A 19,185-nucleotide genomic window follows, 5' to 3' on the forward strand; every position below is an offset into this window, starting at 1 on the left:
CCTCCCATGTCCGTGGTCCTCGGGTACGACGAATCACCCGGCGCCGAACGCGCCCTGCGGGTGGCCCTGGAGGTGGCCGCCGCCTTCGGTGAACCCCTGGTGCTGGTCTACGGGGCGAACGCGCCCGGCGCCACCGGGGAGGAGTACCGGGCCCACCGCGAAGCCGTCCGCCAGGCGGGCCGCAGCGCCCTCGCGCACGCCGTGGAGGCCGCCGACGAGGCCGGAGTCCCCTCGACGGTGGAGGTCGTCGACGACAAACCCGCCCAGGCCCTGCTCGACGCGGCCGAACGCCACCGGGCCCGGGTGATCATCGTCGGCACCTGGGGGGACAGCCCGATCCGCGGCGCCCTGCTCGGCTCCACCCCGCACAAGCTGCTGCACCTGTCGCCGGTCCCCGTGCTGTGTGTCCCGACGGAGCCGTGACGCCTCCGAATGTCCCGCCCGCGCCGGCCGTGCGACGCTGAAACCGTGCGAGCCCTGGAGGAACTCCGGACCGGCACCGGCGCCGTGCCGGCGGCCGCGCGCCGGTCCGTCCGGGTCACCCTCGCCGCCTGCCTCGCCTTCTACGGGCTGCTGTACGGCCTGGACCGGCCCGTCGGCGCCACTTACGCCCTCTTCGCCGCCGTCGCCCTGGCGGGCCTGTCCCGGATCCCCGGCACCGGCCGGCAGCGGTCCGTCGTCATCGTGCGGGTCCTGCCCGTGACCTGCGTGCTGGTGGTGATCGGCACCTTCCTCGCCGTGCGGACCTGGACCGCGGTCGCCGGCATGCTCGTCATCGGCTTCTGCCTGGCGTTCGCCGCCGCGGGCGGGCCCCGGCCGGCCGGCGCCGCCCCCGGCCTCCAGCTGATGTACATCCTGCCGAGCTTCCCGCCGTACGCCCCCGACGACCTCGCGGAGCGGCTGGGCGGCACCCTCGTGGGACTGGTCCTGCTGATCCTCGCCGAGCGGTACGTCCTGCCCGACCCGCGCGTCCCCGGCTACCGGGACCGGGCCGCCGACGCCGCCGTCGAGGCGGCCCGCTGCGCGGCCGACCTGGAACGCCGGCCCCACACCCTGCCCGCCGCCGAGGCCGAACGGTCCAAGGCCGTCGCCGAGACCCTGCGCCCCTCCATGGTCCCGGAGGCGGAACGGCCCGCCGGCCCCGGCGTACGGGAGCGGGGACTCGCCCACACCGGGCTCGCGGCCCGCACCCTGCTGGCCCGGCTCCGCAACCTGCCCGCGCCGGTGGCCGGGCTGCCCGCCCGAAAGCCCGGCCTGCGCGTCGTACGGGCCGTGCGGGAGTCGGCCGACGGCACCGCCGTCCTGCTGCGGGAGGGCAGCCGGCCCCCGACGGACTCCGCGCCCCTGTGGAGGCTGCGGGCCGAACTCGCCGACACCCCGATCTCGGAGCCGGGCTCCGGCCCCCGGCACGCCGCGCTGCTGGAGGTCGCCGACGCCGCGCTCGTCCTGCGCTCGGCGGCGGAACTCGCCGTGTACGGCCGGGCGGCCGGGCGGGAAGGCGACCCGGCGGACCGCTTCTGGTACGCCCGACAGAGCACGGCCCGACTGTGGTGGCACCGGATCGCCGGGCACACCGGTCCGAGGTCCGTGCACTTCCAGAACGCCGTCCGGCTCGCCGTGGCCCTCGCCGTCGCCCGCACCGTGGCCGGGATCGACTCGCTCCCGCACGGCTTCTGGGCGATGCTCGCCGTGGTCAGCCTGACCCGCACCACCGCCGTGGCCACCCGCGGCACCGTACGGACCGCCCTGATCGGCACCAGCCTCGGCGCGCTCGCCGCCGGTACCGTGCTCGCGCTCGCGGGCGAGGCGACCACCGTCTACCAGGTCATGCTGCCGCCGCTGATGCTGGTCACGTTCATCGTCGGGCCGGTGAAGGGGGTCGGCTGGGCGCAGGCGATGTTCACCCTGGTCGTCGCCATGGTCTTCGCCCAACTGTCGCCCGTGACCTGGCAACTGGCCGAGGTCCGCTTCCTGGACGTGCTCATCGGCAGCGTGATCGGCATCGTCTGCGGCGTGTTGGCCTGGCCGCGCGGCGCCCACGACGAACTCCAGCGCGCGGTCGCCGAGTTGTTGCGGACCGCGGCGGACGACGTCGAGGTGACCACCCGTGACACGGGGGCGCCGCCCGGCCCCGAGGACATGCGGGTGCGGCACGCCCTGACCATGGCCGAGACGGCGTTCGCCCAGTACCAGGCCGAACGCCAACGGCCGGCCGCGCCCCACCAGGACTGGCAGGCCGCTCTGATGGTCGGCCACCACGTGCTCTGGGGCTCCCGGCGGGTCCTCGACAGCCCCGACGGCCTGCCGCTCGGGCCGGTCGAGGCGGCCGGGATCCGGGAGTACGGAACCTGGGTCGCGGCCGGGTTGCGGGAGGCGGCCGACCGCTCCGGCGCCCCCAGGCCCCCGTCGGCGCCGCCGGAGCGGGCCCTGCGCCGTCCCGAACCGGCCACGGCCGCGCCCGTGTTCTTCGCGGCGATGGCCTGGCTCGACAACCTCACCGCCGACCTCGCGCTCCTGGACACGGACCCGTCCGCGCGGGTCGCCGCCGCCCGCTGACGGCCCGGGTCGCGCCGTCCCCCTTGTCCCGGTCCCGCCGGCCCGCTGACGGCCCCGGTTCAGTCGAGGGCCGGGTGGACCTCCGGGTGGGCGTCCCACCAGGCCCGGTGGAAGGGGTGGTTGTCGATGTTGGCGAGGTACGAACCCGCCGCCGCGCGGTACAGGACGTCCGCCTGGAGCGCGGAGACCGAGGAGCGGTTCCAGGCCAGCCGGATGCGTCCGGTGATCGGGGTGCCGACCAGGGGGCGCATGACAGTGCCGTCCACGACGGGGGCCGTGGGCTGACTGAGCGCGATGGCGCGGCCCGCGGCGATCAGGTCGTGCCGCATCTTGCGGTCGATGATCCGATAGCGCAGTGACGGGACGAACCCCGCCTTCGCACAGGCCTCGATCAGCGCCTCGGGGCCGCCGTCGTCGTCCTCCACCAGGGTCATCCACTGCTCGTCGGCCAGTTCGGCCAGTTCGAGGTCCTCGCGTCGGGCCAACGGGTGCCGGGCGGACATCCTGATGCAGAAGGGCTCCCTGGGGACCAGGGTCCGGGCCAGGACACCGCCGGGCAACGGAACCACGTGGTCGTTGACCTCGCCGTACACGATGACGTCGTAGCGGCCCGCGCCCAGCATGCGCACCAGGGCCGTCACCGAGTCCTCCAGGTCCACGGTGATCTCCCGCCCGGACAGGGCCAGATCGGTGCGCGCGAGCAGGCCGTCGAGCAGGACGAGCATGATGCAGCCGAGCCGCAGCGGATCGTCGGTCGACATGGCCCGGGTGTCGGCGCCGAGCGCGTCCATCTCGTTGAGGACGCGGCGTGCCTTGGCCAGCACGAACTGGCCCAGCGGGGTCGGTTCCACGCCGTGTCGGCCCCGGACGAAGAGTTCGCCGCCGGTGACCCGTTCGATCCTGCGCAACTGGGCCGAGAGCGCCGGCTGTGAGATGCCCAGCCGCCGCGCCGCGCCCCCCAGGCTGCCGGCCTCCGCGATCTCGCAGACGGCTTGCAGATGTCTCAACTCCAACTGCATCCGGGCAGCTTACGCAGGGTGACCCCACCGCACCATAACGCGGGTCTTATGCCGGCAGGGATGTCCCAATCTCGCCATGTCCACGCCCATACTCGGCGCAGCCAGACCCCCCACACACGATCGGAGTGGACTCTTGCAGCCCACCAGATGGATGGCGTCCGTGGCCGCCATGGCGCTGACCGCGAGCCTCGCCGGCGCGCTGGCCGGCACCGCCTCGGCCACGCCCCAGCAGCAGGGACAACCCACCGGATCCGCCGCCCGGGCCGTCGCCGCCGCCGACGCGGCGGTCCGCAGCGGACTCGACACCCTCGTCAACTCTCCCCAACAGCAGTACGACCGGCGCCTGGTCACCCCCTGGGTGCAGGACCTGTACTCCGTCGCCTACGAACGCAGCTACCGCGGCCTGCCGGTCGTCGGTGGTGACGCGGTCGTCCTCGCCGACGGCGAGGGCCGGGTCCGCGCCCTCCAGTCGGCCTCCGCGACCGTGATCGACGTGGCGACCACCCCGACCGTCGCCGCCCGCACGGCCGAGGCCACCTCCCGCGCGGAACTCGCCTCGGTGGACAAGGTCCTCGACAGCCGGCTGGTCGTCCGACTCAAGGACGACAAGCCGGTCCTGGCCTGGGAGACCGTCCTCTCCGGCCGCACGAAGACCGCTCCGAGCAAGCTGCACGTGTTCGTGGACGCCCGCACCGGCAAGATCGTCGACCGCCACGACGAGGTCGTCGCCGGCACGGGCACCAGCAAGTGGAACGGCCCGAGCCCGCTCACCATCGACACCACCGCCTCCGGCGGCACCTACTCCCTGCGCGACCCGAACCGCACCGGCCTGAGCTGCGCCGACTACAGCACCGGCACCGTCTTCTCGAAGTCCTCCGACTCCTGGGGCAGCACCAACGCCACCTCCAAGGAGACCGGCTGTACCGACCTCATGTTCGCCGCCCAGAAGCAGTGGGACATGCTCGGTCAGTGGCTCGGCCGCAACGGCGTCAGCGGGAACGGCCGAAGCTTCCCCGGCAAGGTCGGCCTGAGCGACCTCAACGCCTACTGGGACGGCAGCTCCGTCACCATCGGCCGCAACACCGCCAACGAGTGGATCGCCGGCGTGGACGTGGTCGCCCACGAGTACGGGCACGCCATCGACTCCAACACCCCGGGCGGCACCAGCGGCCAGGAGGCCGGGCTCGGCGAGGGCACCGGTGACATCTTCGGCGCGCTCACCGAGGCGTACATCAACGAGCCGTCCCCGTACGACACCCCGGACTACACCGTCGGCGAGATGATCAACCTCCAGGGCCGCGGGCCGATCCGGAACATGTACAACCCGCCGGCCGTCAACAACGACCCGGCCTGCTACAGCTCCGCGATACCCGGCACCGAGGTGCACGCGGCGGCCGGCCCGCTCAACCACTGGTTCTACCTGCTCGCCGAGGGCACCAACCCGGGCGGCGGCAAGCCCAACAGCAGCACCTGCAACTCCAGCACCCTGACCGGCGTCGGCGTCCAGAACGCCGGCAAGATCTTCTACGGCGGCATGCTGCTCAAGACCAGCGGCATGTCCTACAAGAAGTACCGGACGGCGACCCTCGGCGCGGCCAAGTCGCTCGACCCGACCACCTGCAACCTGTTCAACAAGACCAAGGCCGCCTGGGACGCCATCAGCGTGCCCGCCCAGAGCGCCGACCCGACCTGCGTCCCGAGCGGACAGAACGACGACTTCTCGCTCGCCCTCAACCCGGCCGCGGGCACCGTCCAGCAGGGCGGCTCCGTGACCACCTCGGTGTCCACCAACACCACCACCGGATCGGCCCAGCAGGTCACCCTCAGCGCCACCGGCCTGCCGGCGGGCGTCACGGCCACCTTCAACCCGGCCACCGTGCAGTCCGGCCAGTCCTCGACACTGACCCTCTCCGCCAACTCCAGCGCGGCCCCCGGCGCCTCCACCGTCGTGGTCAAGGGCCAGGGCCCGAGCCTCGCGCACACCGTCGACTACACGCTCAACGTCGGCGGCACCCAGCCCGGCAACGACCCGCCGAACATCAGCGTCGCCAACGTCCAGGCGCACCTGACCCAGTTCAACACCATCGCCTCGCAGAACGGCGGCAACCGCCGCGCCGGCAGCGCCGGTTACACCCAGTCCCTGGCCTATGTGAAGGGCAAGCTCCAGGCCGCCGGCTTCACCGTCACCGAGCAGAACTGCACCTCCTGCACCTACCCGTCGAACAACCTGATCGCCGACTGGCCCGGCGGCCCCGCCGACCAGACCGTCATGTTCGGCGCCCACCTCGACGGCGTCCCCGCGGGCCCCGGCATCAACGACAACGGCTCCGGCTCCGCCACCCTGCTGGAGAACGCGCTGGTCCTCGCCCAGAAGAACCCCACCATGACGAAGCACGTCCGCTTCGCCTGGTGGACCGACGAGGAACAGGGCCTGAACGGCTCGGAGTTCTACGTGGGCCGGCTCGGCAGCGCCGAGCGCACCGCCATCAAGGCCTACTACAACTTCGACATGGTGGGCTCCACCAACGGCGGCTACTTCATCAACAACGTCAACTCCGCCGCGGCCGCCCCCCTCAAGGCCTACTGGACCTCGCTGAACCTCGCCCCCGAGGAGAACGTCGAGGGCCAGGGCCGCAGCGACGACTACTCCTTCCAGCAGGGCGGGATCCCCACCTCCGGCTACGCGGCCGGCGCCAGCGCCCGCAAGACCTCCGCCCAGGCCGGCAAGTGGGGCGGCACCGCGAACTCCGCGTACGACTCCTGCTACCACAGCGCCTGTGACACCACGAACAACATCAGCGCCACGGTCCTCGACCGCAGCGCCGACGGCGTCGCCTACGCGATCTGGAAGCAGGCCGTGGGCGGCGAGACCCCCGCCCAGGACTTCTCCCTCGCCACCTCCCCGGCGGCCGGCTCCGCCAACCCGGGCGGCAGCGTCACCTCCACCGTCAACACCACCACCGTCAGCGGCGCGGCCCAGACCGTCGCCCTGTCCGTCTCCGGCGCGCCCTCCGGCGTCAGCGCCACCCTCAGCCCGACCTCCGTCCAGTCCGGCCAGTCCTCGACGCTCTCCGTACAGGTCGGCGCGGGCACCGCGCAGGGCACGTACACGCTGACCGTCACCGGTACCGGCACCACCAGCCACAGCACCACCTACACCCTGACCGTCGGGGGCGGCGGCGGCACCTGCACCCCGCGCCAGGTCGTGGTCAACGGCGGCTTCGAGAACGGCTCCAGCCCCTGGACCGCCTCCTCGGGCGTCATCACCAACCAGGCCGGCCAGACCCCGCACGGCGGCTCGTACAAGGCGTGGCTGAACGGCTGGGGCACCAGCCGCACGGACAGCGCCTCGCAGTCGCTGACCATCCCGGCGGGCTGCTCGGTCCACCAGCTGTCCTTCTACCTCCACATCGACACCGACGAGGACGAGAACGTCGTCTACGACACCTTCAAGGTCTCGGTGGGCGGCCAGACGCTGGAGACGCTGTCCAACGTGAACGCGAACTCCGGCTACGCGCTGAAGAGCTACGACGTCTCCCGGTTCGCCGGCCAGACCGTCACCCTGCAGTTCCAGGGGGCCGAGGACCAGTCCCTCCAGACCTCCTTCGTGGTGGACGACGTCACCCTCCAGGTGAGCTGACGCCCGCCCGGGCAACCGCCCCGGAGCGGCACGCCCCCGGCCGACCGGCCGGGGCGCGTGCCGCTCCGCGGCGTTGCCCGGCGGCGGCGAGGGCCCGTCTCCCGCGCGGTGGCGCGGCTAGTTCTTCTCGGCCAGCACGGCCGCGACGCCCTGCGCGAGGCAGGGGACGCGGTGCGAGGGGATGCCCGCGATGTTGATCCGGCCCGAGGTGGTCCCGTAGATGGCGAATCCGCTGCGCAGCCGCAGCATTTGGCGCGGGTCGAGCGGCAGCATCGAGAACATGCCCTTCTGCCGTGCGAGCACGTCCGCCTGCGAACTCCAGCCGAGCTTCTCCAGGCCCGCGACCAGATCGCGCCGGTTGTCCGTGATCCGGTCGCGCATGGCGTTCAGCTCCGCCCGCCAGGTCGCCCGCAGTCCCTCGTCCTCCAGGACCGCCGTCACGATGGCGGCCCCGTGCTCCGGCGGCATCGAGTAGAGCGTGCGCGCGGCGTTCTGGAGGGCCGTCTCCACGTGCCGCAGCGAGGCGCGGGAGGAACCGATGACGACGGCGCAACCGGTGCGGTCGCTGTAGAGGCCGAAGTTCTTGGAGCAACTGATCGCGACGAGCATCTCCGGCACCCGCTCGGCGAGCATGCGCGTCGGGGCCAGGTCGGCCTCCAGGCCGTCGCCGAGTCCGTGGTACGCCAGATCGACGAACGGGACCCAGCCGGCACGCTCCGCGAGCGCGGCCAGCTCCTCCCAGTCCCGCGGCGACGGGTCCACCCCACTGGGGTTGTGGCAGCAGCCCTGGATCAGCACGACGTCGTCGCGGCGCGCCCGCGCCAGGTCCGCCAGCATGCCGGCCGTGTCGTGGCGACCCTCGGCGTCCACCCAGGCGTACGTCCGCACGTTCAGCCCGGCCGCCTCCAGGATGGGCCGGTGGTTGACGTAGGCGGGGTCGCTGATCCACACGGTGGTCCCCGGACGGGTCCGGCAGATCAGGTCGGCCAGCAGGCGCAGGGCCCCGCTGCCCGCGACGGTCTGGACCGCGACGGCCCGCTCGGCCGGCGCCTCGGCCGCGCCCGAACCGGGCCCCAGCACGAGCGACAGCATCGCGCGGTTGAAGGCGGTGTTGCCGGACAGACCGCGGTACTCCTTCGAGGCGGAACGTTCCGCCAGACCTATCTCGGCCTCGCGCACGGCCGCCATCACGGGCGTGCCGCCCGTCTCGTCCCGGTACACCCCGAGGACGAGGTTCAGCCGCTCGGGCCGCGCGTCGGCCCAGAAGGCCTCGGTCAGGTCCCACAGCGGATCCACGGGCGGCGGAAGGAGGAGCTCAAGCATCTGCGGGAACCTCGGGCTGGGATCGGGGGCGCGAGCGCCGATTGGCGAGGACGACGCCGGCGGTGATGAGGGGGACGCCGACGAGCACGGCGAGCGTCGGCGACTCGTCGAGCAGGGGTATGGCGAGGAGGACCACGGCGACCGGGCTCAGACTCCCGACGACCGAACTGCGCTCCGCGCCCAGCGCCCGGATGGCGTACGCGTAGAGCAGGCCGGCGCACAGCCCGACCCCGAGCCCCTGCACCACGAGGAACAGCAGGATGTCGCCGCCCGTCGCCGAGGCCATGCCGGTGGGGAGCACGCCCGTGAGGACGAGGAGGCCCATCACCGTGACCGAGGGCAGGCACAGCAGCCCGATCGACCCGACCGGATCGAGATCGACCTCCTTGAGGCCCACCGTGTACAGGGCCCACAGCCCGCTCGCCACCAGCAGCAGCCCCGAGCCGCTCAGCACGTCCGTGTTCAGCGGGACGACGTGGCGCCAGACGAGGGCCCCGACACCGGCGCCGATCAGCGCCAGTCCGGCCGCCTGGGTCCCCCGGGGCATCCCGCGCCCGCCGGCGACCATCAGCCCGGACACGAACAGCGGGACCATGCCGGGGACGATCGACCCGACGAACGCCGCCGAGGTCAGCGAGCCGCCCTGCATGGCGGCGAGGAAGAACGGGACGCCCGCCCCGCAGACGATCTTCGCGGCGGCCGCCGGGCGCACGGCCGCGATCCGGGCGCGCCGCCGCCACAGCGCGGGCGCCAGGACCAGGACCGGGACGCCGAACCGCAGCAGGGCCGCGTCGGCGGGCAGCAGGGTCGAGGTGCTCAGGGCCCGGGCGCTGAGCGCGAAGGCGGCCCAGATCAGCACGGTCACCACCAGCGCCGCCGTGCCCCGCGCCTGTGGCGAGAGCCGGTGCGCGACGGACCCGCGCGGGGGGGCCGTCGCGGGCAGGACGCTCTGCGTGACCAAGGGTTCCTCCAGCATGAGGGGGCCGGAATCGGCCACCAGGCAACGCTAGAGCTTGAGCCGGGGCAGCCGATTGCCACTTCTGCCTCCCAGGCATAGCTTTGGGGCAGAATCTGCCAAGGAGGGCCGATGGACTCAGTCGATCTGCAAATCATTCGCGAATTGCAGGCCGATGGTCGCCTGTCCAACCAGGACCTGGCCGACCGCGTCCGACTCTCCCCCTCGCCGTGTCTGCGCCGGGTCCGCCGACTGGAGGAGGCCGGTCTCATCCGCGGCTACACGGCGATGGTCGACCAGGTCGGCTTCGGGCTCCCCATCACCGTCTTCGTCCGGATCCGGCTGGAACGCCACACGAGCGAGGCCGTCAGGATCTTCGAGGGGCACGTCGGCGGCATCGAGCACATCCAGGACTGCTACCTGATGGCGGGCAGCAGCGACTACCTGCTCAGGGTCGTGATCGAAAGCCTCCAGGCGTACGAGGCCCTGGTCCGCGACCGGATCCACGCCATCCCCGGCATCGCCTCCATCGAGTCGAGCTTCGCCTACGGCAGCGTGAAACAGTCCCGCACCTACCCCCGCCCCGCCTGACCCCGGTCACGGACGCGACGCCGGGTCACGGACGCGATACCGGGCCCTTGGTCCGCGCCGGCCCACATCCCGAGCCCGGAACAGGGCCAATGGCCCAGTCGACCGAGCCCGAGTTGAGCCAGTGGGCCCGGGGGTGGTTATCTGTGTCCTATCCATGTACTTACGGCGCCACGCAGCGCCGGACGGCGACGAGGCCGCTCCGGACCGTGGCGCCTTCGCCGTGCCCGCACACCGCCCACCACCCCCGGGCGGACGCAGGCCCGGCGCGCGTCGTATCGAGGGGGGCGGCACACCGCCGTGAAGAGGATGTTCGTGGCTCCGGACCCGGGGCGAATGAGACTCAGGAACGCGCTCCGCGCCGTGATCGGCATCGGCCTGGCCGTCGCCTCGGCCGAACTGGCCGGACTGTCCCTGACCGCCTCCATCACCGGCGGACTGGCGGCCCTGCTGGCCCTGTTCACCGTCCTCGACGCCACCGTGCGCGCCCAGCGGGTGACCACGGCCCTGTTGCCCCTGGCGGGCTTCCCCGTACTGGCCCTCGCCACGACCCTGCACGGCATCACGCTCGCCCGCGACGCGGCGTTCCTCCTCGTCGTCCTCGCCGGGGTCTACGCCCGCCGCTGGGGTCCGCGCGGCCACGCCCTCGGCGTCTTCGCCTTCATGAGCTTCTTCACCACCCAGTTCCTGCACGCGGTCCCCGCCCAACTGCCCGAACTGTTCACCGCCGTCGGCCTGGCACTGCTCTCCGCCGGCGCCGTGCGCTTCGTCCTGTGGCCGATCGAGCGCCGCACACCGCCGCCCCCGACCCCGCCCGGCCTGCCCGGCACCGGCTTCGCGCGGACCACCACCCGACAGGCCCTCCAGGCCACCGCCGCCTGCGCCGTCGCGCTCAGCGTGGGCCAGGTGCTGTCCGAGGACCGCTGGTACTGGGCCGTCGGCACCGTCTGGTGGATCTTCGTGAACACGGCCTCGCGCGGCGAGACCCTGGTGCGCGGCTTCCGCCGGGTCCTCGGCACGGTCATCGGGATCGGCGTCGGCCTGCTCGTCGCCATCCCGCTGGACGGGGCGCCCGCGCCGACCGCCGCGCTGGTCGCCGTCTGCGTCTTCGGGATCTTCTACACGGCCCCCGTCTCGTACAGCTGGATGATGTTCGCCGTGACGGTCATGGCCGGCCTGCTCTACGGTCTCCTCGGCGTCCTGGACCCGGGCCTGCTCGTGCTGCGCTTCCAGGAAACGGCCGTCGGCGCGGTCTGCGCGGCGCTCGCCGTGATCCTCGTCCTGCCCGTCACCACGCACGCGACGAACGACGCCTGGATCCAGCGCGCCCTGCTCTGCGTCCGCACGTGCACGGCCGAGGCCGCCGCCCGACTGGCCGGCTCACCGGTCGCCGACCCGGCCCCGCACGCCGCCGAGCTGGAACTGCTGCTGGGCCGGGTACGGCTCTCCCTCGCCCCGCTCGTCCACCCGCTCAGCCCGTACGCGGCCCGCAAGGCACGGGCACGCCACGTGCTGTCCCTCCTCGACGAGTGCGCCGTCGAGGTGCGGGGGCTGGTCACCGTGGCCGCCGACCCGGACGCCGGCCACGACGCCCGGCTCGCGGCGGCCTGCCGGCGCGTGGAGACCGCCGTCGAGGCGCTGATCTCGCCCGGGACACCTGCCGACGCCGACGGCCGACCGGCCGCGGGACTGATCCCCGAGCAGCGCGCCGGCGAACACGCGCTGGCCCACCTGCACGGCCTGGAGCGGCTCCTGACCCAGCTCGACGCCCCGTTGCGCACGCCCGCGCGCGGCTCCCTGGTCAGCGCCTGAGCGAGACCGGTCGGGCCGCCCCTCAGGCGCGCCCGGCCGGATCCTGGTTCTGCTCCGGCACGCCCTCGGACACGCCCTCCGGCGACTTCGCCGGCGCGGGCACCGCGGCCAACAGCGGCCCCGGCGGGACCCGCCGCCCGGTCAGGTACACCGCCAACGGCTCCGTGTAGCGGGCGGTCAGCGGTCCCACGATCACCAGGATCAGCACGTACGCGGTCGCCAACGGCCCGAGGGCCGGCTCGATGCCCGCGGTGACCGCCAGCCCGGCGATCACGATGGAGAACTCCCCGCGCGCCACCAGGGTGCCGCCCGCCCGCCAACGCCCCTTGACGCCGACCCCGGCCCGCCGCGCGGCCCAGTGGCCGGTGGCGACCTTCGTGCAGGCGGTGACGAGCGCGAGCGCGAGGGCGGGCAGGATCACCGGCGGAATGCTGGCCGGATCCGTGTGCAGGCCGAAGAAGACGAAGAACACCGCGGCGAACAGGTCCCGCAGCGGACTCAGCAGCGTGTGCGTGCCCTCGGCGACCTCCCCGGACAGCGCGATGCCGACGAGGAACGCGCCGACGGCCGCCGAGACCTGGAGCTGCTGGGCGACGCCCGCGACGAGCAGGGTCAGTCCGAGCACCACCAGGAGCAGCTTCTCCGGGTCGTCGCTGGAGACGAAGCGGGAGATCACCCGCCCGTACCGGACGGCGACGAACAGGACCGCCCCGGCGACACCGAGCGCGATGGCCAGGGTCAGACTGCCCGCCGCGAGACTCACCCCCGCCAACAGCGCCGTGACGATCGGCAGGTACACGGCCATGGCCAGGTCCTCCAGCACCAGGATGCTGAGGATGACCGGCGTCTCCCGGTTGCCGAGGCGTCCGAGGTCGCCCATCACCTTGGCGATGACACCGGAGGAGGAGATCCAGGTGACCCCGGCCAGGACGACGGCCGCGACCGGCCCCCAGCCCATGAGCAGCGCCGCGACCGCGCCGGGCACCGCGTTGAGGCCGAAGTCGACCAGCCCCGCCGGGTACTGGGTCTTGAGGTTGGAGACGAGATCGCTGGCGGTGTACTCCAGGCCCAGCATCAGCAGGAGCAGGATGACGCCGATCTCGGCGCCGATCGCCACGAACTCCTCGCTGGCGCCGAGGGGCAGCAGCCCGCCGTTGCCGAACGCGAGCCCCGCCAGCAGGTAGAGGGGGATGGGGGAGAACTTGAGGCGCCCCGCGACCCGGCCGAGCAGGCCCAGGCCGAGGATGATCGCGCCGAATTCGATGAGGAAGACAGCGGAGTGCACGGCCTCACTCCCGTCCGAGTATCGCGGCGGCCGCCTCGACGCCCTCGCGGGTGCCGATGACGATGAGCGTGTCCCCGCCGGCCAGGCGGAAGTCCGGCGCGGGGGAGGGGCGGGCCTCGGCGCGGCGCAGTACGGCGACCACCGAGACGCCGGTCTCGGTCCGCATCCGGGTCTCGCCCAGAACGCGGCCGTTCCAGTGGGAGTGCGCCGACAGCTCGATCCGTTCGGCCACCAGCCCCAGATCGGTGGTGTGCAGGACGTTCGGACTGTGGTGCGCCGGCATGAGCGCGTCGATCAGCGACGCCGTCTCCGGCCCGGTCAGGTGCAGCGACTGGGCGCAGGCGTCGGGGTCGTCGGCCCGGTACACGTTCACCGTGCGGGTGCCGTCCCGGTGCGCGATCACCGACAGGTGGCGGTGTTCGCGCGTGGTGAGGTCGTACTGGACCCCGATGCCGGGCAGCGGTGTCGTACTCATCCGTGGAGCAGGCACAGCCCGTCCCCCCTTGATCCATCCGTGGTTTCCGTACGGCGCCGCAGGCGTGTTCGGGCAGGTCACGGGCCTCGGCGCGGGCCCATGCTGCCACTTTCCGAAGGCGCGTGAAATGGGTGTCGGCACGGATGGACAGGACGGGTCCGCAGCGGTGAGGGTGGGGCGGGGAAGTGGATCCCGCCGCGGGGGGGGGCCGGGACGAGGCTCGGGCCGGACCCGGTCGGCGGCCGATGCGGGTGGTGGAGGCGGGGACGGCGATAGTGGGACGGACGTTCGACGAGAGAGGCGCGCTCCCATGTCGCTGTACTGGCGGATCTTCCTGTTGAACGCCGCCGTGCTCGTCGTGGCCGTGCTGCTGCTCTTCGGTCCGGTCACCGTCTCGACCCCGGTCCTCTTCGGGGAAGCGCTCGTCCTGCTCTGCGGACTGGTGGCCATGCTCGTCGCCAACGCCGTTCTCCTGCGGATCGGACTCGCCCCGCTGCAACGCCTCACCCGGGCCATGGCCACGGCGGACCTGCTGCGTCCCGGTCGGCGTCCCCGGGTCACGGGCCGCGGCGAGATCGCCGAGCTGACCGAGACGTTCAACAGCATGCTGGACCGGCTGGAGACCGAGCGGGCCACCAGCAGCGGCCGTGTCCTGTCGGCCCTGGAGGCGGAGCGCCACCGCATCGCGCGCGAACTCCACGACGAGGTCGGCCAGACCCTCACCGCCGTGCTCCTCCAGCTCAAGCACGCCGCCGACCGGGTACCCGAACCCGTGCGCGCCGACCTGCGCCAGGCCCAGGAGACCACCCGCGCCGGTCTCGACGAGATCGGGCGCATCGCCCGACGCCTGCGCCCGGGCGTCCTGGAGGAACTGGGCCTGCACAGCGCGCTCCGGTCGCTGGTCGCCGAATTCACCACCCCGCGCCTCGGCGTGAGCGCGCACATCACCCCGGGACTGCCGGCCCTGACGCCCGCCACCGAACTCGTCCTGTACCGCGTCGCCCAGGAGGGCCTGACGAACGCCGCCCGGCACGCGGGCGCCACCCGCGTCGCACTGCACCTGCGCCCGCGACCCGGCGGCGGCGTGGTGCTGCTGGTCCACGACGACGGCCGGGGCGTGGGTGCCGCGCCGGAGGGCGCCGGCATCCAGGGCATGCGCGAGCGCGCCCTGCTGATCGGCGCCGAACTGTCCATCGCCCCCGGAGCCGCCGGCGGCACCGACGTACGCCTCACGGTCGCCCCCACCGACACCGCCGCCCACACCCACACCGACACCGGGGAGAACGCCCGATGACCGCACCGGCCCGGATCCTGCTCGCCGACGACCACGCCCTCGTGCGGGGCGGCGTACGGCTCATCCTGGACGCCGAACCCGACCTCACCGTCGTGGCCGAGGCGGCCGACGGGGCCGAGGCCGTCGCCCTGGCCCGCACCACCGACGTGGACCTGGCCATCCTCGACATCGCCATGCCCCGACAGACGGGTCTACAGGCCGCCCGGGAGCTCGCCCGCCTCCGGCCGGGGCTGCGGATCCTGATGCTCACCATGTACGACAACGAGCAGTACTTCTTCGAAGCCCTGCGGGCCGGCGCGGGCGGGTACGTCCTGAAGTCCGTCGCCGACCGCGACCTCGTTGAAGCCTGCCGGGCCGTCCTGCGCGACGAACCGTTCATCTACCCCGGCGCCGAGACCGCCCTCATCCGCAGCTGGCTCGACCGCGCCCGCCAAGGCGACCCGCTCCCGGCCCGGCCCATCACCGAACGCGAGGAGGAGATCCTCAAGCTCGTCGCGGAGGGCCACACCTCGAAGGAGATCGGGGACCTGCTCGTGATCAGCGCCAAGACCGTGGAACGACACCGGGCCAACCTCCTCCAGAAGCTGGGCCTGCGCGACCGCCTCGAACTCACCCGCTACGCCATCCGCGTCGGCCTCATCGAGCCCTGATCCCCGCCGCCGAACACGCACAACTCGGCCAACCGGGGCGGATGTTACTCCGCTCCCGGAGCTTCTCGGGGCTCCTCCCGCCAAGACCACTCGGACGAGTGTTCCCCTGGCAAGGGTCGCCTGCCGCTGACCTGCGGCATGTACAACGGGTGATCGGAGAATGCACGTTCATCCGGCACGTACCGGGTGGATCTGGTCGAACGGGGGGTAACGGCCCGGAATGGAAATTCTTCACCAGCGCTCCGACACCGCTCAGGTGTGGGAAGCGGCCGAGGAGTTCATCCGACTCTTCCACCGGGAGAATCCGGAAGCCGGTGATCCGCGTGCTCGACTCGCCGCCGTACGGGCCGAACTCGCGGGCACCGGAACCTACCGACACACCCCTGAGGAACTGGTGCACGGCGCCCGCGTCGCCTGGCGCAACAGCAACCGCTGCATAGGCAGGCTCTACTGGAACTCGCTGCGGGTCCGCGACCGCCGCGAACTGACCGAGGCCGACGGCATCGCCGAGGAGTGCTTCGCCCACCTGCGCGAGGCCACCAACGGCGGCCGGGTCCGGCCCACCATCACCGTCTTCGCCCCGGACGCCCCGGGCCACCCCGGCCCGCTGATCTGGAGCGAGCAACTGGTCCGGTACGCCGGGTACGGAGACCATCCCTCCATCACCGTCGGCGACGCCCGCAACGGCCCGCTCACCGGCGCACTGCTGGGCCTCGGTTGGCCCGGCGGACCCGGCACCCCCTTCGACCTCCTCCCGCTCGTGGTCCAGGGCGTGGACGACAAGCCGCGCTGGTTCGAGACGCCCGCCGACGCGGTGTTGGAGGTCCCGATCCGTCACCCCGACGCCGCCGACGACTGGGCGGACTGGGGACTTCGCTGGCACGCGGTCCCGGCCATCTCCAACATGTGCCTGGAGGTCGGCGGCATCCACTACCCGGCGGCGCCGTTCAACGGCTGGTACATGGGCACCGAGATAGGAGCCCGCAACCTGGCCGACACCGACCGGTACAACCTCCTCCCCGCGGTCGCCCGCCGGCTGGGCCTCGACCTGTCCACCGACCGTTCCCTCTGGAAGGACCGCGCCCTGGTCGAGCTGAACCGGGCCGTACTGGACTCCTTCGACCGGGTCGGAGTGACCATCGCCGACCACCACACCGAGTCCCGGCGCTTCCTGTCCCACCTGGAGCGGGAGGAGCGCAAGGGTCGTGCGGTCGGGGCGGACTGGTCCTGGATCGTGCCGCCGATCTCCGGTTCCGCGACCCCGGTGTTCCACCGCACGTACGAGGACCGGGCCAGCGCGACGGCCTACGTTCACCACCGCGGCGCGCAAGAAAGGGCCCAAGGGCGGGATTTGGTCTAGACCTTCTGTTACCGTCGGCTCCGAACGGATCCGGAACGGCGGAATTGAGGTACCTGTGGACGACGCGCACAGCACGGACCAAGCGGACGGACACCGGGCCTACATCGGCTCGTTCACCTCGGGGGGCGGTCGCGGTGTCACCACCGCGGCCGTGGATCCGGCCACCGGGGCGCTGACCCCGATCTCCGCCACCGCCGCCCTCGTGGACCCCTCGTACCTCGCCCTCGCGCGGGACACCGGGGTGCTCTACGCGGTCAGCGAGACCGAGCAGGGCGGGGTCGGCGCCTTCCGTGCCACGGCCGAGGGGCTCGAACCGCTCGGCGACCCCGTCCGGGTCGGCGGGTCCGGTCCCACCCATCTCTGCGTCGCGGGTCGGCGCCTGTTCGCCGCCAACTACACCTCCGGCAGCGTCAGCAGCCTCCCGCTCGCCGCCGACGGGCGGATCCTCGGGCCCGCCGCCGTCCTGGCGCATCGCGGCTCCGGTCTCGACTCCGACCGGCAGGCGTCCCCGCACGCCCACCAGGTGGTGCCCGACCCCACCGGCCGCCGGCTGCTCGCCGTGGACCTGGGCACCGACTCGGTACTGGTCCACGCCCTCGACCCGGCCGGCGGCGAGCCCCGGCCGTACGGCGAGACCGCGCTGCGGGCCGGGACGGGACCGCGCCACCTCGCCTTCCACCCGGACGGCGAGGTGGTCTACGTCCTGCACGAACTGGAGGCCCAGCTGACCGTCTGCCGGTGGACCGCGACCTCCGGGCGACTGGAACCGGTCGCGGAGGTTCCGATCGCCGCGGGCGGGCCCTCAGGGCCCGTACGGGACCACCCCTCGGCCGTGGTCGCCTCGCCCGACGGGCGCTTCGTCTGGGCCGCCGTGCGCGGCGCCGACACACTCGTCACCTTCTCGCTCGCCGGCGGCCCCGAGAAACCGCAGCTCACCGCCATCGTCTCCTGCGGTGGGCGCGGGCCGCGCGACCTCGCCCTCGACCCCTCGGGCCGCCGGCTGTACGCGGCGAACGAGAGGTCCGGGGACGTCACCTGGTTCGACGTGGACCCGCTGACCGGCCGGCCGCGGCGGGCCGGTTCGGTCCCCGTGCCCGCCGCCACGTGCGTGGTCTTCGGCTGACCGCCCGGCCGACGGGCCCGCTCCCGCACGCACGAGGGCCCGCGCTCCAGGTCGTGGAGCGCGGGCCCTCGCGTACGGATGTCGAGCGGGTGGTTCAGTGGGCCGCGGCGCCCAGGGTGATCCCCAGCGCCGCGCTGTACTGCGCGACGGCCAGCTTGCCGAGCGCCGGGTAGGCCCCCAGCACCTCGGCGGTGGCGCAGTCGGCCTCCTTGCAGGCCGTGTCCAGCAGCCCCTCGGCGGCCTCCGGGCCGATCAGGTACGGGGCCAGCGCCAACTGCGTCGAGCCCTCGGCGCGCAGCTGCTCGGCGATCGACGCCACCGAGCCCTCCTGGTCCAGGGCGGCGGCCTTGACCGGCACCGCGAGACGGGCGGCCAGCAGCATGCCGGTGATCCCGGCGGCCCGGACGGCCTCCTCGCCGCCGGTGGTCGCCAGGATGATGCCGTCGGCGGCGGTGGTCACGGTGAACAGGCGCGCCCGGTCGGCGCGGGCCAGACCGGCCTCGGAGAGCCGCACGTGCAGGCCCTCGGCGAGCAGCGGGTGCGGGCCGAGCACGTCGGCCAGCTCGGCGGCGGCCGAGGAGTCCATCAGCGCCTGGCGGACGCGGCGCAGCAGGTCGCCGTCGGGGCCGGCCAGCAGGGGCACGACCACCGCGTCCGGGCCGGTCGCCGGGGGCACCTCGTGCCCGGCGGCGCGGGAGAACTCCGCGCGCGCGGCACGCTCGTGCGCGACGGAGGTCAGTACGCCGGACAGCGACGGGAACTCGGAACCCTCGACGTCATCGCCGTCGAGGTACCCGATCCGGCCGTCGAGGCCCGGCAGCTCGGAACGACCGATGCTGATGATCTCTTCCGCGAGTCCGCGCGAGGCGGCGGAGGGGGCACCGGGCACGGCGAGCACCAGCGCGGGCGCGCCCTCGGGCGCCACCGCGGGCTCGGGTCGGCGGTGCCGTCCGGCAGGGCGGGGTCGCGGCATTCGTACGGGCAGGCCATTGTCGGGCCCAGTGGGGGAGCTCATGGCGCCGCATGCTACTGGCTTATCGGAAGAGAGTGTTCGGGCAGGGCCTCTTCCGGCGGCTTCTGTCCGTATTTATCCGTTGAATGTCGT

At 73.2% G+C, this 19,185-nt stretch carries 15 protein-coding genes; 9 read left to right on the top strand and 6 right to left on the bottom strand.

The features are described 5' to 3' along the window. Positions 1 to 6 precede the first annotated feature (6 nt). Positions 7 to 423 carry a universal stress protein gene (locus ADK55_RS12990; RefSeq protein ID WP_053678226.1) on the top strand — a complete coding sequence of 139 codons (417 nt, stop codon included), beginning with the start codon at positions 7 to 9 and terminating at the stop codon, positions 421 to 423. A gap of 45 nt (positions 424 to 468) precedes the next feature. After that, positions 469 to 2,556, top strand: coding sequence for an FUSC family protein (locus tag ADK55_RS12995; protein ID WP_053678228.1), 2,088 nt, complete (start codon positions 469 to 471; stop codon positions 2,554 to 2,556). A 59-nt stretch (positions 2,557 to 2,615) separates the two neighbouring features. Here the strand turns inward: ADK55_RS12995 and ADK55_RS13000 are convergent, their stop codons facing one another. Continuing rightward, positions 2,616 to 3,575, bottom strand: coding sequence for a LysR family transcriptional regulator (locus ADK55_RS13000; protein ID WP_053678231.1), 960 nt, complete (start codon positions 3,573 to 3,575; stop codon positions 2,616 to 2,618). Between the two features lie 151 nt (positions 3,576 to 3,726). Here ADK55_RS13000 and ADK55_RS13005 point away from each other — a divergent pair, with 151 nt between their 5' ends. After that, on the top strand, positions 3,727 to 7,215 hold the full coding sequence (locus ADK55_RS13005; RefSeq protein WP_053678233.1) for a M28 family peptidase: 3,489 nt from the start codon (positions 3,727 to 3,729) through the stop codon (positions 7,213 to 7,215). Between the two features lie 117 nt (positions 7,216 to 7,332). Here ADK55_RS13005 and ADK55_RS13010 read toward each other — a convergent pair whose 3' ends face one another. After that, on the bottom strand, positions 7,333 to 8,538 hold the full coding sequence (locus ADK55_RS13010; RefSeq protein WP_053678235.1) for an aromatic amino acid transaminase: 1,206 nt from the start codon (positions 8,536 to 8,538) through the stop codon (positions 7,333 to 7,335). Beyond that, positions 8,531 to 9,535 (bottom strand): DMT family transporter, encoded by a 1,005-nt coding sequence (locus ADK55_RS13015; RefSeq protein WP_234350026.1) that lies wholly within the window; start codon positions 9,533 to 9,535, stop codon positions 8,531 to 8,533. The genes ADK55_RS13010 and ADK55_RS13015 overlap by 8 nt, the downstream gene beginning before the upstream one ends. Before the next feature lie 90 nt (positions 9,536 to 9,625). Here ADK55_RS13015 and ADK55_RS13020 point away from each other — a divergent pair, with 90 nt between their 5' ends. Together ADK55_RS13020 and ADK55_RS13025 are read left to right on the top strand one after the other, a co-directional pair. Beyond that, complete coding sequence (locus ADK55_RS13020) at positions 9,626 to 10,084, top strand: Lrp/AsnC family transcriptional regulator (RefSeq protein WP_053678237.1); 459 nt, start codon at positions 9,626 to 9,628, stop codon at positions 10,082 to 10,084. A gap of 306 nt (positions 10,085 to 10,390) precedes the next feature. Then, positions 10,391 to 11,893, top strand: coding sequence for an FUSC family protein (locus ADK55_RS13025; RefSeq protein ID WP_053678240.1), 1,503 nt, complete (start codon positions 10,391 to 10,393; stop codon positions 11,891 to 11,893). Between the two features lie 22 nt (positions 11,894 to 11,915). Here the strand turns inward: ADK55_RS13025 and ADK55_RS13030 are convergent, their stop codons facing one another. Then, on the bottom strand, positions 11,916 to 13,178 hold the full coding sequence (locus ADK55_RS13030) for a cation:proton antiporter (RefSeq protein WP_053678241.1): 1,263 nt from the start codon (positions 13,176 to 13,178) through the stop codon (positions 11,916 to 11,918). Between the two features lie 4 nt (positions 13,179 to 13,182). Next, positions 13,183 to 13,653, bottom strand: coding sequence for a cation:proton antiporter regulatory subunit (locus tag ADK55_RS13035; protein ID WP_053678243.1), 471 nt, complete (start codon positions 13,651 to 13,653; stop codon positions 13,183 to 13,185). A 310-nt stretch (positions 13,654 to 13,963) separates the two neighbouring features. Between ADK55_RS13035 and ADK55_RS13040 the strand changes: the two genes are divergently transcribed. The 4 genes from ADK55_RS13040 to ADK55_RS13055 all read left to right on the top strand — a co-directional run bounded on the left by ADK55_RS13040 (position 13,964) and on the right by ADK55_RS13055 (position 18,080). After that, entirely contained in the window at positions 13,964 to 14,947 is a 984-nt protein-coding gene (locus tag ADK55_RS13040) for a HAMP domain-containing sensor histidine kinase (protein ID WP_053678245.1), read from the top strand. After that, positions 14,944 to 15,597: a response regulator gene (locus ADK55_RS13045; protein WP_053678247.1), complete on the top strand. Its 654-nt coding sequence runs from the start codon at positions 14,944 to 14,946 to the stop codon at positions 15,595 to 15,597. Before ADK55_RS13040 ends, ADK55_RS13045 begins: the two co-directional genes overlap by 4 nt. Before the next feature lie 220 nt (positions 15,598 to 15,817). Beyond that, positions 15,818 to 16,957, top strand: coding sequence for a nitric oxide synthase oxygenase (locus ADK55_RS13050; protein WP_053678249.1), 1,140 nt, complete (start codon positions 15,818 to 15,820; stop codon positions 16,955 to 16,957). Positions 16,958 to 17,012: 55 nt separating this feature from the next. Next, positions 17,013 to 18,080 (top strand): lactonase family protein, encoded by a 1,068-nt coding sequence (locus tag ADK55_RS13055; RefSeq protein WP_053678251.1) that lies wholly within the window; start codon positions 17,013 to 17,015, stop codon positions 18,078 to 18,080. 94 nt (positions 18,081 to 18,174) lie between these two features. Here ADK55_RS13055 and ADK55_RS13060 read toward each other — a convergent pair whose 3' ends face one another. Beyond that, complete coding sequence (locus ADK55_RS13060) at positions 18,175 to 19,095, bottom strand: sirohydrochlorin chelatase (protein ID WP_078998865.1); 921 nt, start codon at positions 19,093 to 19,095, stop codon at positions 18,175 to 18,177. Positions 19,096 to 19,185 lie beyond the last annotated feature (90 nt).

This window comes from Streptomyces sp. WM4235 (genome assembly GCF_001279725.1).
Classification (GTDB): domain Bacteria; phylum Actinomycetota; class Actinomycetes; order Streptomycetales; family Streptomycetaceae; genus Streptomyces.